This window comes from Streptosporangium sp. NPDC051022 (assembly GCF_040683035.1).
Taxonomy (GTDB): Bacteria; Actinomycetota; Actinomycetes; order Streptosporangiales; family Streptosporangiaceae; genus Streptosporangium.
In genome coordinates this window covers 35016-49411 of sequence record NZ_JBFBCF010000028.1, presented here as the reverse complement: position 1 = coordinate 49411, position 14396 = coordinate 35016, and the positions used below count along the sequence as shown (strand labels likewise).

20 protein-coding genes are annotated in these 14396 nt (G+C 69.2%); 17 read left to right on the top strand and 3 right to left on the bottom strand.

The features are described from left to right. Nucleotides 1-167: 167 nt before the first annotated feature. Nucleotides 168-512 carry a hypothetical protein gene (locus tag AB0N02_RS34710; RefSeq protein WP_363955290.1) on the bottom strand — a complete coding sequence of 115 codons (345 nt, stop codon included), beginning with the start codon at nucleotides 510-512 and terminating at the stop codon, nucleotides 168-170. A gap of 715 nt (nucleotides 513-1227) precedes the next feature. On the opposite strand from AB0N02_RS34710, the gene AB0N02_RS34705 reads away from it, so the two are divergent. Both AB0N02_RS34705 and AB0N02_RS34700 read left to right on the top strand, forming a co-directional pair. Then, a complete protein-coding gene (locus AB0N02_RS34705) occupies nucleotides 1228-2568 on the top strand; it encodes a hypothetical protein (RefSeq protein ID WP_363955287.1) in 1341 nt (446 codons plus the stop codon). Beyond that, complete coding sequence (locus AB0N02_RS34700) at nucleotides 2565-3038, top strand: pyridoxamine 5'-phosphate oxidase family protein (protein WP_363955284.1); 474 nt, start codon at nucleotides 2565-2567, stop codon at nucleotides 3036-3038. Before AB0N02_RS34705 ends, AB0N02_RS34700 begins: the two co-directional genes overlap by 4 nt. A gap of 5 nt (nucleotides 3039-3043) precedes the next feature. On the opposite strand, the gene AB0N02_RS34695 is transcribed toward AB0N02_RS34700, so the two are convergent. Beyond that, nucleotides 3044-3547: a hypothetical protein gene (locus AB0N02_RS34695; RefSeq protein WP_363955282.1), complete on the bottom strand. Its 504-nt coding sequence runs from the start codon at nucleotides 3545-3547 to the stop codon at nucleotides 3044-3046. A gap of 111 nt (nucleotides 3548-3658) precedes the next feature. Here AB0N02_RS34695 and AB0N02_RS34690 point away from each other — a divergent pair, with 111 nt between their 5' ends. From AB0N02_RS34690 to AB0N02_RS34670, 5 genes are all read left to right on the top strand, one after another. Continuing rightward, the gene (locus AB0N02_RS34690; RefSeq protein WP_363955279.1) at nucleotides 3659-3928 is read left to right on the top strand and encodes a hypothetical protein; all 270 of its coding nucleotides are present in this window, start codon (nucleotides 3659-3661) and stop codon (nucleotides 3926-3928) included. Between the two features lie 94 nt (nucleotides 3929-4022). Next, nucleotides 4023-4292, top strand: a complete 270-nt coding sequence (locus AB0N02_RS34685) for a hypothetical protein (RefSeq protein ID WP_363955276.1) — start codon at nucleotides 4023-4025, stop codon at nucleotides 4290-4292. Continuing rightward, nucleotides 4289-4465 (top strand): hypothetical protein, encoded by a 177-nt coding sequence (locus tag AB0N02_RS34680; RefSeq protein WP_363955273.1) that lies wholly within the window; start codon nucleotides 4289-4291, stop codon nucleotides 4463-4465. The genes AB0N02_RS34685 and AB0N02_RS34680 overlap by 4 nt, the downstream gene beginning before the upstream one ends. After that, complete coding sequence (locus AB0N02_RS34675; RefSeq protein ID WP_363955270.1) at nucleotides 4462-5061, top strand: hypothetical protein; 600 nt, start codon at nucleotides 4462-4464, stop codon at nucleotides 5059-5061. The genes AB0N02_RS34680 and AB0N02_RS34675 overlap by 4 nt, the downstream gene beginning before the upstream one ends. A 321-nt stretch (nucleotides 5062-5382) precedes the next feature. Further along, the gene (locus AB0N02_RS34670; protein WP_363955268.1) at nucleotides 5383-6048 is read left to right on the top strand and encodes a hypothetical protein; all 666 of its coding nucleotides are present in this window, start codon (nucleotides 5383-5385) and stop codon (nucleotides 6046-6048) included. Between the two features lie 122 nt (nucleotides 6049-6170). Here the strand turns inward: AB0N02_RS34670 and AB0N02_RS34665 are convergent, their stop codons facing one another. After that, nucleotides 6171-7046, bottom strand: coding sequence for a hypothetical protein (locus tag AB0N02_RS34665; RefSeq protein ID WP_363955265.1), 876 nt, complete (start codon nucleotides 7044-7046; stop codon nucleotides 6171-6173). 289 nt (nucleotides 7047-7335) lie between these two features. On the opposite strand from AB0N02_RS34665, the gene AB0N02_RS34660 reads away from it, so the two are divergent. The 10 genes from AB0N02_RS34660 (at nucleotide 7336) to AB0N02_RS34615 (ending at nucleotide 14378) form a co-directional block, all read left to right on the top strand. After that, nucleotides 7336-8619 (top strand): hypothetical protein, encoded by a 1284-nt coding sequence (locus tag AB0N02_RS34660; protein ID WP_363955263.1) that lies wholly within the window; start codon nucleotides 7336-7338, stop codon nucleotides 8617-8619. 44 nt (nucleotides 8620-8663) lie between these two features. Beyond that, complete coding sequence (locus AB0N02_RS34655; RefSeq protein ID WP_363955260.1) at nucleotides 8664-9023, top strand: hypothetical protein; 360 nt, start codon at nucleotides 8664-8666, stop codon at nucleotides 9021-9023. Continuing rightward, the gene (locus AB0N02_RS34650; protein WP_363955257.1) at nucleotides 9020-9424 is read left to right on the top strand and encodes a hypothetical protein; all 405 of its coding nucleotides are present in this window, start codon (nucleotides 9020-9022) and stop codon (nucleotides 9422-9424) included. The genes AB0N02_RS34655 and AB0N02_RS34650 overlap by 4 nt, the downstream gene beginning before the upstream one ends. An 18-nt stretch (nucleotides 9425-9442) precedes the next feature. After that, nucleotides 9443-10609 carry a hypothetical protein gene (locus tag AB0N02_RS34645; protein WP_363955254.1) on the top strand — a complete coding sequence of 389 codons (1167 nt, stop codon included), beginning with the start codon at nucleotides 9443-9445 and terminating at the stop codon, nucleotides 10607-10609. Between the two features lie 4 nt (nucleotides 10610-10613). Further along, nucleotides 10614-11177: a hypothetical protein gene (locus AB0N02_RS34640; RefSeq protein WP_363955251.1), complete on the top strand. Its 564-nt coding sequence runs from the start codon at nucleotides 10614-10616 to the stop codon at nucleotides 11175-11177. Nucleotides 11178-11206: 29 nt separating this feature from the next. Then, complete coding sequence (locus tag AB0N02_RS34635) at nucleotides 11207-11734, top strand: hypothetical protein (RefSeq protein ID WP_363955249.1); 528 nt, start codon at nucleotides 11207-11209, stop codon at nucleotides 11732-11734. Between the two features lie 10 nt (nucleotides 11735-11744). Continuing rightward, nucleotides 11745-12323 (top strand): hypothetical protein, encoded by a 579-nt coding sequence (locus tag AB0N02_RS34630; RefSeq protein WP_363955246.1) that lies wholly within the window; start codon nucleotides 11745-11747, stop codon nucleotides 12321-12323. Between the two features lie 272 nt (nucleotides 12324-12595). Further along, complete coding sequence (locus AB0N02_RS34625) at nucleotides 12596-12718, top strand: hypothetical protein (protein WP_363955243.1); 123 nt, start codon at nucleotides 12596-12598, stop codon at nucleotides 12716-12718. 416 nt (nucleotides 12719-13134) lie between these two features. Continuing rightward, complete coding sequence (locus AB0N02_RS34620) at nucleotides 13135-13584, top strand: winged helix-turn-helix domain-containing protein (RefSeq protein WP_363955240.1); 450 nt, start codon at nucleotides 13135-13137, stop codon at nucleotides 13582-13584. 131 nt (nucleotides 13585-13715) lie between these two features. Continuing rightward, nucleotides 13716-14378 (top strand): hypothetical protein, encoded by a 663-nt coding sequence (locus AB0N02_RS34615; RefSeq protein WP_363955237.1) that lies wholly within the window; start codon nucleotides 13716-13718, stop codon nucleotides 14376-14378. Nucleotides 14379-14396: the final 18 nt, after the last annotated feature.

Here is a 14396-nt window from a genome sequence, read left to right as displayed (position 1 = left end):
CGGAACGGGTGGTGTGGGCTGGCCGAGCGCCCCCCGGCCAGCCCACACCGTGCCCCTACCGTGTCTGCATCGGCCCCGAGAAGACACGGTAGGGGCGGCACGGCAGCCCGTAGGGTCGTCACAGTCCCCACTGGGCCGGTCCCTCGCATAGAGCTGCCGCGCCGATCTCACACCACCGGCCTGGCCACTTCGGTGCCGGAGCCGGTGGAAGATTCGGTGAGGCGTTCAGCGATACGCCGCGCGGCGTCACCCGCCTCGGAGACAGGAACGTGGCTGGCGCGCTCACCGCCGGCTTTCCAGAAGAACATCTGCTCGCCAGGGTCGGTCCAGATGGTGAAGTCGGTCCGCACGACGATCAGCCGCGGAGCGCCGTCGTCGTAGCCGAGCGTCGTGAACACGCTCTCCGCGATGAGCAACTGCTGAAGGCTGCGTAACGCGGTGCCCGCAGGGTCGTAGGGGGCATTGATGATCTCGCGCAACGCATCGGCCGCGGGCGTGCCGGGTGGAAACACCGTTCGGCTCCTTCGTGATGGGGCGGCGGCCCCAGGATCGTCCGGATCGACCTGTGGCAAGGTCTCCGGCGTCGGAGATCCCGGGGCCGCCCGGGAAGTGGCTTGGCCCTGGTGACCCGTGCGGGGCTGCGGGTGGGTCACCGGGAAGAGGGGCCTGCCACAGGCTCAGGACGGGGTTGGTGGCCAGGTCACTGGGGAGCCGCACCGAAACCCCCAAGAGCGCGGTTGGCGGCGAGACGCGCGGCAGCCAGGGATGGGGTGCGGTAGATCGCCCACCGGAGTCTGCCGTGACGGCCCGGCCGTGGGGCGGGCCACCAGATGTGCTCCCCGTCCGTCGTCGCCACCAGGCCGGGCCCTACCGAGATTCCGACGCGGCCGGAGATGAAAGGCCACAGAACAGCCTGGACGCCGCGGTCGTGAAGCGCGCGCTGGAGCTGTTCGGCGGTGTGAGCAGCTCGGTCGAGGCATGGGCCAGCGACCGGGACCGTGGCCGGTAAGCCGAGGAGAGCCATGGCTTGACGTTAGGAATTGACGAACCACTCCGGAAAGGTCGCGGGTGCGTCACCATGCGTCGTGGGTGCGTCATTTCCTAGACACACCCCATGCAGTAACCCGAGTAAGGGGTACGAAAGGAACAAGCCCTTAGGGTTGAAGCCCGCTCGGGGGAACGCACGGCCAGCTCATCCATTCATCCTGTGAAGAACGGGTGTGACCCATGCCCAACCACAGCCTCCTCAAGGTGCTCTTGGCGAAGCGGCACCTGACGACGCGTGCGGCGTTCGCCACCGAGTACGACAAGGTCGCCCGGCAACTCGACAGAGCCCTGGTCGGGACGGCTCCCAGCCGGGAGCAGTTCACCCGGTGGCTGGCGTGCAAGGTCAAAACACTGCCGCGCGCTGATCACTGCCGTGTGCTGGAACGCATGTTCCCCGGACACAGCGCCCGGGAGCTTTTATCCCCATACGACCCAATTACGGCTTTTCCGGATACCGGAAGCCCTCATGAAAAGGAGAAGAGCACGAACAGGCGAGAGGTATTTCGGCTGGGCGCGGCGGCCATGGCCGTTGGGCTCGTCGAAAACGTGTGGAACGGCCCGGATCTCCTGGAACAGGTCTTGGATTCGGGAAGTGTCAGCGAAGGACGCCTCCTGCTGCTGGAGCAGGAGGCCGAACGGCTCGGCCAACGCGTGGTGAAGGTCCCTCCGGCGACCCTGCTCCAGGAGACGCTGCTGAACCTGTCGAGCGTGCGCGAACTGCTCGGGCAGCGGCAACCAGCCCACGCGCAGCAGCGCCTGGCCCGGGTCGGCGCCCAGCTCGCCACCGTGGTCGGCGAGATCCTGTTCAACTCCAACCAGTTCCCCCTGGCGCGACGCTGGTACCTCGCCGCGGCGCGCGCAGCCCGCGAAGCCGGGGACGGCTACCTCAGCGACATCGCGCTGGCCGGCGCAACCTACCTGCCCACCTACGCGGGGGAGCCGCGCGAGGTCCTCGCTCATGTCCTGCCCCGCCTGGAGCAGGCTCCATCTCCCAGCCCGGCGGTGGCCTGGCTGTGGGGGTTCGCCGCCAAGGCTCACGCCGCCCTTGGCCACCGGGACGCCTTCGAACGAGCGATCGAGGCATCCCATGCCGCCCTGGAACGGTCACCCGCCGGCGCCATCCGGCCGGGCATCTTCTCCTTCCTGCCGGAGAAGCTCGCCTTCTACGAAGCACGGGGCCGGGTAGACCTGCGAGACACCCCAGGAGCCGCGGACGCCGCCGCCCGAGCGCTCGCCGCCTACGACCTGACCGACACCACCGAACCCGCCCTGGTGCGCTTCGAGCACGCCTCTGCCCTCGCCCAGACCGGCGAGACCGAAGAGGCCTACCGGATCGCCTTCGGCGCCGTCACCGACGGCCACATCTTCCTCAGCGTCAGCGTGATGACGCGCGCCCACGAGTTCGGTACGCTCCTGCCCCCTGCGAGCGCCGAGGCCCGCCAATGGCGCGACGTCCTCACCGGTCTTGAAGGCCCCGACGCCCTGCCTGCCCTCCCCCCAGCTTCAAGGACTCACGCATGACCACGGCCCGCGCCCTGCTCCAGAAGTACGTCACCGGCGGCTCCCTCATGCAGCTCGCCACCCTCACCGGCGACGGCGCCCCTCAGGCGTGCAGCGTCTGGTACGACCCGCACTTCACCCCTGACGTGCTGCGGTGGATCTCCCGCCACGACCGCGCCCACAGCCACGCCATCACGAAGGACCCGCGGGTGGCCGGTGCGATCATCGCGATCCCCCTGGACGGCCTCGGACAGACGGTGCGCGGCGTCTCCTTCACCGGGCAGGCTCGGCAGCTCCCCGGGGAAGGGATCGATGAGCAGATCGCTCAGTTCGTGGAGCGGTGGCCCGCAGCCGCGGGCGCCCTGGATGCGGAGAAGCTCGTGGCTGGGAAGACTCCGACGCGGCTGTACGAAGTCGCGATCGAGGAATGGGTGCTGTTCGACGAGAAGAACTTCCCAGGAGACCCCCGGCAGGTAATCCCGTGTGAGTGAGGGACTTACTCCTCGGCCTCGGGCGGGTACAGCCTGTCGAAGGTTCGGCCGGCGACGACCGCGCAATACCAGGCCAGTTGGAGCGCGGATCCGCCGATGAACAGGGTGGTCATGCTCGCGGCGTCTTCATGTTCGAGAATCGCCACGGTGATCACGGCGAAGACCGCGATGAACACCTGAGCCTGGAGCAGGCGCCGCTTGGTCTCCCGGGACATCGGGTTGGCCGTACCGGCGCGGGCCACATCGGAGATAAGCGGCGCCGATGAGGCCTTCTGGGCAAGGGCCAGAGGGAATGGCCGATGCTCATCGATGATGACGAGATCGCTTCTGGCGACCATGAGCTCCTGAATGGTGAGGTGCACAAACTGGAAAACAGCCGTTTCCATAGGGCTGTCGAAAGGCACTGCAAGATCATCAAGATCACCGCTCGGGGTGTAGAAGCGCTTAACGATCTCGAAGAACTGGCGCTGAACGTCATCATCAGACGGCTCGCCACCGGTGAGGTTCACTTCTCGGACCCTATGTCGTCGCCGGGGCGGAGGTCCCCATATCGAAGGCAGACGTAAGCACCTGTCCCCATCTACCTTCCGTTCTCCCACCCCCTACTAGGGAGAACACGGATGCCCCTGACCACCGTCCTGGGCGAGCCGCAGACCACGATCCGCTGGCCCGTCATCATCCGCCGCTACTCGCCGAAGTCCCGCCGCACCCTACGCCGCCTCCTCCTGGCAGCCGAATGGGCCGGCGTGCACGCCACCGCCACCCACGACTGCGGCGTGGTCTTCCGGCTGCATCTGCTGACCCTCACCGGCACCCGCGAGAACCTCCTGCACTTCCGCCGTGTCATGCTGCGCGTCGCGCCCGCGGTCAAGCAGAGGGGGAGCCGATGAACCACGAGCACTCCATCGCCCTGCACACCGCGGTCGCGCTGCGCGTCAAGGCCTTCAGCGACCGGCCCGGCTACAACCGTGCTTGGGAGGTCTGATGGCCGCCCCCCAGCTCTACATGGCACCGCTCGGGACCAACCCCGCCGACGCCGACGCCTGGACGCCCATCGGGACGATCGCCCCCCTGTCCTACGACCTGACGCCTGTGGGGCAAGAGTCGCTCGGGGACTGGCACGCCCCTGGCCGTGCGAGCTTCTCGATCTCCTGCCGCGTCACCATCTCCTGGCGCAGTCACCTGTGGTGGTTCCGGACCCCGCACCCGGCCGCGCGCCGGGCCAAGACCGAGTACCACCGGAGGCGCCGGTGAGCCAGGAAGACCGTAAAGCCCGCGGTGACCGTCGTACCTGCGCCCCGCACGCCGTCGTACGCGACGAGCTCCTGAGCCTGCGGCATGACTGGCGCAGCCACCTGTGGTGGTTCCTGGCCCCGCACCCAGCCGCGCGCCGTACCAAGACCGAGTACCACCGGAGACGCAGATGACCGCCGACCTGATCGCCGCGTTCCGCACCCAGCTCGCCGAGCGCGAGCGCCAAGCCTGCGAAGCCCTACGAGAGCCGGGGCACCTGTACGACAGCCCCGCCGCCGGCCAGTTCCTCACCGAAGTGCCATTCCAGGTGCTGCTCGGCGTCGTCGCGGCCCGGAACCTGCTGGATCTCCTGGAGGCCGCCCACCGGCGGCGCGACGCCGTACAGGCCCGCGCAGCCTGGACGGAGATCACCGCGCCCGCCTTCCCGGACCCATTGCCGGACGGCCCCGGAGAGGAGATGCTGCCCGGCCTGGAGCTCGCCGTCCGTACCCTGGCCACGCAGTTCGACGACCCGGTGCCCGCCGTACGGCAGATGCTGGAGGCCATCACGGACGCCTGGGAGCGCGGCGACCCCGCACCCGCATTTAACATCCGGGCGCTCGTCAACCACGCCTGGTGCGGCTTCGAGGCCCACGCGGACATCGCCCCGGCCCCGGGGCTGACTCCGGAGCAGCTCCTGTCCCGGCCGCACGGCGGACTGAAGATCGCCTTTCACGCCACCCTGTTCAACGGGGTGACGGTGTCGACCTCCGAGCGGGTGGTCTCATGATGTCGAGGAGTGTCGAGCGCCGCCGTATCAATTGGCAGCTCCTGCGCCTGGTCTGGCCTCTCCTCGCTGGGATAGTGCGTGCGCTGTTTCTCCGTGATTTCGCCCAGCTCGACGACGTCGAAGCCCGCACCAAGGCCCTTCATGCTCAGCGCGACGCGCTGAACCGCTGCCCTCACCGAAATCACATTACGTGATCATGTCTCGGAAATCCCGGACTCTACACCTACACACAGTGACATTCCGTCGATCGCTCCCAGAAGAAAGGCACTCCCCATGACGACCCGGTTTGAGGGTGCCCTTCCAAGCAACGGTGACCTCAAAGTGGGCTCAAAGCCGCGGCGCCGTCCTGAGGACGACGGGTGGATCGTCTACGAGGGCCCTGCCCGGCTGGAGCACGCCAAGAACCCGGGCCTGTGGCGGCCGGTGCGGGTTCAAGCTGTTCGCCTCGACGACCCCAACCATGAGGAGTGGGTGAAGCAGCCGAAGTGGAGGTTTTCTCCGTCGCCCGCGCCGATCGTCGAGGTACGGCCCGACCGGCAGATAGAGGGAGCCGACTACACCTTCCCGTTCGACGCCGGTCCACTGCACGAGGACGGGGAGTGGCTGGTGATCCTCCTCGAAGCCGCTCCGGGAGGCGAGCTGGTACGGCTGGCCACCAGTTTGCGCTGCGCAGCGGAGCGACTGCCCGACCGCGACGGGCTGGACTGGGAAGCGATCCTCGACGTCGTTGCCCTGTACGTACGGCAGCCTGTTCCCGGGCCCGGCTGTCCGGGGTGTGGCCACCGTGACGGTCACGCGGACTCGTGCCTGGTCGGGTGCGGCGACTGTTCAGGGAGGGACGGCCAGCACGACGAAGGGTGCTGGCAACGGTGCCCTATCTGCGGATTCGGCAGGTGGGAGGAACGAAACTCCCTGCCGGACGATGACGGCGGAGCACGCCGGGTCTGGGTGGGGTACGACTGCGGCCACGCTCAGGAATCCGCCTGAGCTGCACGTCCGGTTACGGTCGTAGGTGGGGTGGGGCTCCGAATCTCGCGGCCATGCTTGACCGGGGCCCCGCCCCCTTCACCGCCGCCGGGGGCGGCCTTCCCCGGCCGTTCAGGCTGCGGTTACCCCTCCTCGGTGGCGACAGCGAAGCTGTGTCCCCGCTCCACGTGCCCCTGCTCCAGTGTGCAGGTCAGCCACGCGTACAGCCCCTCCTCGTACGGGTCGTCCAGCTCGGCCGTGCAATGGCAGCGTGGCAGCCGCTCGCCGAGGGCGCGCTTGGGCAGCAGCGTCACAGTGCGCCGGGTCTCGGGTAGGGAAGGCCATTCACCGGGGCCGGTGATGGCGCCCCACGGGTAGCGGCCGTCCGGGTGGCCCACCTGCAGCGCGTCGGCCGCGGCCTGCGCCGTGTAGGTGTCCCAGCACCAGACGGCGGTGCCCCACTCTCCTTCGCCACGCTCGGTGGGGCTCCAGACGTGCAAGGCGTACCGCACCCAGAGGAGGCCGGGCACCTGCTCCAGCCAGCCGGGTTCAGCGGCCAGGTCCGGGCCGACACCCTCGGGCCGGTACCGCCCCAGCGTCTTGACCGGCCGCTCCGGCTGAGGCGGCCGCTTCCCGGCGGCGGCGGCCTGGTGCAGCAGAACCGGCACCTCCAGCTGCTCGCCGTGCCGTGCGGCCTCCAGGGCGGCGCTGTAGTCCCATACGTGCGCGTGCCTGGCGCCGCCGTGCCAGGCGACCAGGGCGTCGGCCAGTTCCGTCGCGTGCTCTGCGGAGCTGCACCATCCGGCCGACGTCCACGCGGCGGGCTGGCCTGCGTACGCCGGACGCAGCTTGCGCACCTGGTACGGCAGCGACAGTGAGAGCGGCTGCGGTTGGGGGGTGTCGACCGTTGCGGTTCGCTCTTCGTCGAGACGGCGAAGGGCCGCGGTGTGGGAGATGCCTTCGGCTGCGGCCAGGGCGCGGGCCTGTTCACGGCGGGCAGCGCTGCTGTTCTTCGGCATGGTGTTGTCCTTCCGGCGCAGGCGCCCACGCCGCCTTGCCTTCGAGGATTCACATGCGATCAGCAGAAGGTGAGGCGATCCGCGGGCCCGATGGACCTTGGCCGATGATGCCGACCCGACCGGCGTGGGCGGTGGTGGCAGCAGCGAGGAGCGTGCGCGTCCTGACTCCAGCGACCACGATAGCGACCAGGCTGGTCTGCTGTCTCTGACAAAAACCTGACATCTTCCGGTGTCCCTGGGCGGCAGCGACCTCGTGCGGAGTGTCCGCGCGGGTTGCTACCGTCGCGTCATGTCCCAGGACCGAGCCGCCGCGTGGGCTGCGCTGAACGAGCGGCAGCAGACGTACATGCGGGTTGTCTACGACGCCGACCAGGCCGCCGAGCAGCGCGCGAAAGGCGCATGGGCGCGCGGGGAAAGGTCGCAGCCCGCGGCCGAGTGGCGGTGGCTGGACTACGGAACGGTGGGCGACTCGATGGCGCCCCTCGGCCGTCTCCAGAGGAATCTGGAGGCGCGGGGTGTGCGGGATTCCGGCGCCGGGTCGACGCTGACGGCCCTGGAGAAGGCCGGGCTGATCGAAACGCAGTCCGTGCCCGGTGTGGTGGGGTACCGGCTGTTGGTGAAGTTGACCCGGCACGGCCGCGCTGTGTGCCGGGCCGGAGGAGTGGATTCCGCCCGGCCGGGCTCCCCCGGGCGGGGACAGCTCTCCGAGGGGCTGTGGGGGATGCTGGTCGACGTGCACGCCGCCGGCGAGGAAGGACTCCGGCGGGATTTCGTCGACGGGTGGCTCCGGCTCACCGAGCGGGAGCCGGAGCCGTACGTTGTCGCCGAGCCTGACCGTGAGCGGCGGTACGGGTATCGGCTGCGGCTGACCGAGGCGGGTGCCCGTTACTACGCCGACCAGTGGGAGGCGTACGCCCGCCTGTACCCGGCCGTGGACGCGCTGCGGCCGGACGGTGGGCAGGCGTGGCCGGGTGAGGTCGATCGGGCGTTAGGGGTGCTCGATGCGCGCTGTCAGGAACTGCGTGGCCGCTTGGACGGCACGGTCGCCGAAGCCGAGCGGCTCCCTTCCGGCGTGGCCCGGCGGGTGCCGAAGAGGCCGGACCTGCCCGAGCTGGAGGCGCTCACGACGGCCCGGAACCGGGCGGCGCGTGCGTACGACCTGGCGTTGGTGCGGGCCGCTGAGCAGTACCGGGCCGCGCTGGACACTCAGAGAGTGGAGTTGGAGGGGCTGTACCGGCAGGCGTGCGTGCGGTACGCCGCGGTGGCCACCGCGGTGGTGGCCGCCGTCGCGGCCGGGACGGATCCCGCCGCCGCAGTGGCGGCCGTCGAGCCGGTGACCGAGTGGCCGTGGCTGCCCCCTGAACCAGTTACCGGGCTGGCTGAGATCGATGTCGGCCTGTCGCGGCAGTGGCGGCGAACCAGTGGGGCACCGGAACCGCGGCGCGGGCGGAAGCGGCCCCAGCCGGTGCAGATCGAACCGGACGGGTTGGAGGGGCGGCTCGCCGTCCACGCTGGGTACCTGGCAACCTTGGTGAGGGGCGGCAAACTGGCTCGGCTGATGCTGCGCCGCTGACCGGAGCCGGACAGTACCCGTGCCCGCAGTGCACCATGCCGGGCATGACCGCTGGTATCTGGCCCTGGGAGATCGAGCAGGGCAGCGACTTCGAGGCGGAGTTGACGCTCTTCACGAAGCCGCCCAACCCGCAGCCGATGATGCTGACCGGGTACCGGGCCCGCGCGCAGATCCGCCCCAGCTACGGAACCGGCACCGCTGTCCTGTACGAGCTGACCACCGAAAACGGGCGGTTCACGATCGACGGCCCCGCTGGGAAGATCAAGATTTCCATCCCAGCGGAGGACTCCTCCGCCTGGATGTGGCTCGAAGGCGTCTACGACCTCGAGCTCATCTCCCCCACAGGACGGCCGACACGGCTGCTGAAAGGCCCCGTCACCGTTGACCCGGAGGTCACCCGGTGACCGCTCTGCCCGCCGTCGACGTCACCGTGCAGCAGACCGGCGGCATCGACGTCCACATCGACCAGCCAGGCAGACCGACCGTGGTCGTCGAGCAGACCGGGTCCGTCGCGGTCACCGTTGCCGTTCCCGGCCTTCAAGGGTCCGCCGGCCCAGCCGGTGCCCCCGGCCCGCAGGGTGAGCCGGGGCCGCCCGGCCCCGAGGGGGGCGCCGCGCAGTACGACTACGTGATCGCCGCCCCATCGACGGTGTGGGAGGTCACCCACACCATGGCTCGCCAACCCGCCGTCACGACGTTCTCAGCGGACGGGCAACCCGTCCGCGGCGACGAGACCTACCCCGCACCCACGACTGTGCGCGTCACCTGGGCCGTGCCCATGTCCGGCGTGCTCCGCCTCACCTGACTCTCGGGGGAATCCGCCATGCCCAACTGGTACAGCCAGCACAAGTTCAACCAGATCCCGGTCCTCGGCCTGGTGCCCGAATCCTCAGCGTCGGCGCCCGCCGCCCCCGTCGCGTTCCAGTTCTGGGGCGACACCACCAGCGGCCGAGCGAAGTGGCGCACCCCGGGCGGCGCGTGGGTTGCGTTCGACGACGTCGCTGACGGCACGATCACCGACGCGAAGATCGCCGCCGGGGCGAACATCGCCCTGTCCAAGCTGGCCACCAACCCGCTCGCCCGCGCCAACCACACCGGCACCCAACCCGCCTCCACCATTTCGGACCTGGCCACCGTGATCCGCGCGGTGCGCCTGGACGAGCTCGCCGCGCCTGGCGCGGACCTGTCGGCCGCCGGGTACCGCATCACCAACCTCGGCGCCCCTCAAGGAGCGAACGACGCCGCCCGCTTGGCCGACATCCAGGCCGCCGCTGCGGGCATCAGCGTCAAGCCCGCCGTCCGCGCGGCCACTACCGCCGCCATCACCCTGTCCGGCCTTCAGACCGTCGACGGTGTCGCCCTCGGCGCCGGTGACCGGGTCCTGGTCAAGAACCAGGCCGACGCCACCACCAACGGTCTCTACACCGCGGCCGCCGGAGCATGGGCCCGCACCGCGGACGCCCTGTCGCCGAACACCTTTGTGTTCATCTCCGAAGGCTCCTCCCTGGCCGACACCGGCTGGGCGATCTCCACCAACGGCATCATCACGGTCGGCACCACCGCCATCACCTGGGCCCAGTTCGCCGGAGGCGGCGGCACCTCCGGCCCCGGCGCCGGTCTCGTGCAGTCGGGCGCCAACCTCGACGTCGCCGCCGCCAACGGCAGCATCGTCGTCAACGCCGACTCGATCGAGGTCGGGCTCGTCCCGATCAGCAAGGGCGGCACCGGGGCGACCACCGCGGCCGCCGCGCGGACCGCGCTCGGCGTTGGCTCCAGCTACAACGCCGACCTGCCCGCCCTGACCGCCGGCGTCGGACAGAACGTCACCCACAACCTCGGGACGAAGGACATCGTCGTGAGCTTCTACGACGTCGCGTCCGGCGCGGACGTGGAGCTGGAGGTCACCGGTCGCCCCGACGTCAACACCGTCACCGTCCGGTCCGACATCGCGGTCGCCGCTGCCGCGCTGCGGATCCTCGTGCGGTCGTAGCAGCGTGACCCGCCTGTATACGCCGCTCCAGCTCACCCACCTGGACGTCGCCCCGGCTGCTCCGGCGGCCGGGGTGGCGGTGTTCGCCCAGTCGGGCCGGTTGCTGTGCAGCGTCGACGGCGCGGTCGGGGTGCCGCTGATGCCGGGCATGCTCGCCCTCGGCGCCGACGTAGGCGGCAGCTCATCCGGGGCAACCGTGACCGGGCTCGCCCTGCCGGTGCAGGCGGGCACCTACACCCTGAGGTACGCGGCCACCTACACCGCCACCAATACCACCACAGGCATCAAGGTGCAGCTCACCGGTCCTGCGGCCTCAGATACCGCAGTGGTCATCCAGCGGTGGACGTCCGCGACAGCGTGTGTAGTCACCCGCCTGGAGGCGTTCGGCACCTGGTCGGCGACGACCGGCGCCTCCGGCGGCGCGACCGCCCGCCCGCTGTTCATCGACGCCACCATCACGTTCACCGCCGGAGGGACACTCAACCTGCTGGTGGGCGCTTCCAACGCCAACACCGCGACCTTGAAAGCCGGCTCCTACCTGACCTCTTGGTGGTTGACGATCTCGTGAAACTCAACGGTCCAGCCCGGTTCGCGCCGATGACTCCCCCCTCGCCGCCCGCCGGTGAGTCCTCGCTGTACTCCAACGTCGTCAACGCGCCCAGGGTGGCTCTGGCAGGCGTCAACGCCGTTCCGGTCCCGGGCAAGTACTGTCGCTCGACCGGCAACGTCGTCAATCCCGCGCAGTTCGTGTACATCACCCAGTACGACCTTGCCGTGCCCCCGGGCCGGTGGACCTTCCAGTACATGATCAACTACACGACGGCTTTCAGCGGCACCGACAACCAGTACGTGGGCTGGGGCATCTACCTTTCCAACAGCGCGACATGGATGTCCACACTGGCCACCTGGAGCGAGAATGGCCAGAGCGGTTCCCGCTGGGGCGCCACATACCTCTCCGTGTGGATCCCCGCCTCCGGCCAGGACGACTTCTTCCTTGTGGAGGGAGCCATTGAGTTCAGCACGACGAGCACGATCCGGCTGGCGTGCAACACCAACGACGGCGGGGCCCCAACCGTGACGATCCGCCGGTCCAGCTCCAGCCACGTCATGCCCGTCACCGCCTGAGGAGACGCCCGTGGGCCTACGCCACACCCCGATCATCCTGCCCACCCTGGCAGCGGCCCCCGCCGCACCCCCGGCAGGTGTGAGCAGCCTGTACGCGCGCTCAGACGGGCGGATCTACCACCAAGCAGGCAGCGGCTCAGCCCAGCCGCTGCTGGGCGTGTCCGCGCGTTTGACGGCTGACCAGGTCAAGACCGGCACCACCGCCAGCAACATCACCGGATTGCAGATCCCCGTGCAGCCCGGCACCTACTACCTGCGGTACCTGCTGGGGTACACGGCCGACACCAGCGGCGCCATCCGTCTCGGCCTCAACGGGCCCACCGCCTCCGCTGCCCAGATCACCGTCGACGTCTACACGACCGCTGACACGCCTCCCACCCCGCACCGGCTGGACGTGATCGCGGCCCTCGACACCCTGTCGACGGCCGCCACGGGCGTGACGACCGGCGTCGCGCTGGCCGCGATCATGACAGCACGGGTCGTTTTCAGCACGGCGGGCAACGTCACCGTCCGGTGGGCAGCCAGCGCGGCGGCCAGCCAGGTCACGCTGAAGGCCGGCTCCTACGGGGTGTGCTGGGCGGCACAGTGAATCATCACGCTGCCTGATCGCTGTGTCCTCGACGGGTTCGTCAGGTGGCGCATCCCGCTGTAAATGAAACCAAATGGTTGCTTGTAGACCAGATAGGTCTACAAAAAAAGCTACAGGCGTCAATTCCAATTTGCTGGGCAAGTCTGGTCCGCCCCAGTAGCTTTCACACGAGCACCATCAGCACCAGTCGGTCGGCATACCCGCGGGGTCGATCGAGCGGCCGGGATCGACCTCCCACAAGGAGATGACCGGCCGATGGGGAGGAGCCTCCTGTGGCTGATGTGCTACCGCCGAGAGAACCAGGCAATGGCGAGGAGTGGCTGCTGATCGCGCAAGCGCTGGTGGTCCTGCTCGACCTGCTGCGCTCCCTCGGCGGGGGCGGAGGGCTCAGGTAGCCGTACGGCTACCTGAGCCCGGGTTTCACGAGGCCCCGGCATGCTGTTTCCCGACACTGCCGGGGCTTCGCCCGCGCAATGCCGCGGACTGTCCACAGTACGGGCTGTGGCACTCTTTACACCACACCCGCCGGACTCACCGCGCCGACACCACGCGGCGGCCGATCCGAAGCCTTACCCCTTGCGGCGATTGTCGGAAAGAGGGTCCCCTTACACCTGGGTGGCCACCTCGGGCGGTCTCCCGCCGCCCCTCCAGAACGCGGGCGATGCCCAAGGTGACCACGTGCAGGCGCCATCCCCAGGAAGGGGAACCTGACACCAAATTCGGTCGGCGAATCAGGTTCCCCCAGGTTAAGACTGATGACCTTATAGTCACAAGACCTTGGCACATAGTAGTGCTGTGACCATAAGACTCTGTGAAGATCGACTTCGGTGCCGACCGGCCGCACCACCGCCAGCTGGCCGACATCCTGCGCGCCGACATCGCCTCCGGCCGGCTCAAGCCCGGCCAGCCCCTGCCGTCACAGTCCGCCCTGATGCAGCGCTACGAGCTCGGCACCGTCGCCGTACGGCAAGCCCTGGCCATCCTCCGCGGCGAAGGCCTGATCCGCACAGCGAAACGCGAAGGGTCGGTCGTGATGCTCTACGACCGTAAGCCGTACCACGTCGAAGCCGGCGCGGACGTGGAGTTCCGCATGCCGTCCCCCGACGAACGCCGGGACCTGCGCGACGAGACGACAGGCGAGACCGAAATGCCCGAAGGGGTGCCGATCGCCGTCATCAAGCCGGGCCCGCGCAAGCACCGCGTCGTGCTGCGCGGCGACCAGTGGCGGCTGGTGTTCAGCGACTCCCCCGCCGGGCCGTAAAACCCCTGGTTTTCGCCCGGGACACCGCAGGATGCTGAGAGCGTTCCCCCGGACGAACGAAGGGATCCCCCTTGAAGGACAGCGACATCCTCGCCTACGCCCGCCAGCAGGCCGATGAGCTAGAGAAAGACATGTCGTGGGTGACGGTCGAACCCGGCGCCAGTGGCGGCTACTGGAAGGCCGACGACCCACACATGCTGCACGTCATCGTCGCCCGCGCAGCCTCAGCGCTGGAGGTGATGCGCCGCTACGCCGGGGAGGGAAGCTTTTGGAGCAGACAGGCCGAAGCGGTCTACAGCAATCACGGCGTCCGTCAGTCAACCGAATCCGGCGCCCGAGCTTTAGCGCCGCTGCTGCGCGAGTGGTGCAGCCAGGTCGAGGCAGGCATCGTGGAGATCGTCGGCTCCCGGGTGTGGGCGGAGGCTGACACCGCCAGCACCGACCTCATGGGGCAGGTGCGGCGGCTGCTGGAAGACCGGCGTACTCATCCGGCCATGCCGATCGTGCTGTGCGGGGCTGTCCTGGAGACCACGCTGCGGGGGCTGGTCGAGGCGCGCGGGCTGCCCATGGGTCACGAAAAGCCGTCCCTGATGGGGTACGCCCGCGTCCTGCGGTCGGCCGGGCTCCTCACCAAGCAGGACATGAAAGACCTGGAGCAGTGCGCCGGACTGCGCAACTCCGCAGCGCACGGCGAGTTCGACGACCTCAGCGGTGAGCGGGCCGGCCTGATGGAGCAGCAGACCAACCTGCTGCTGCGCAGGCTCGCAGAGTTGCAGCCCTACCCCGACGCGTAAGGCAACTCGTCGCTTCCA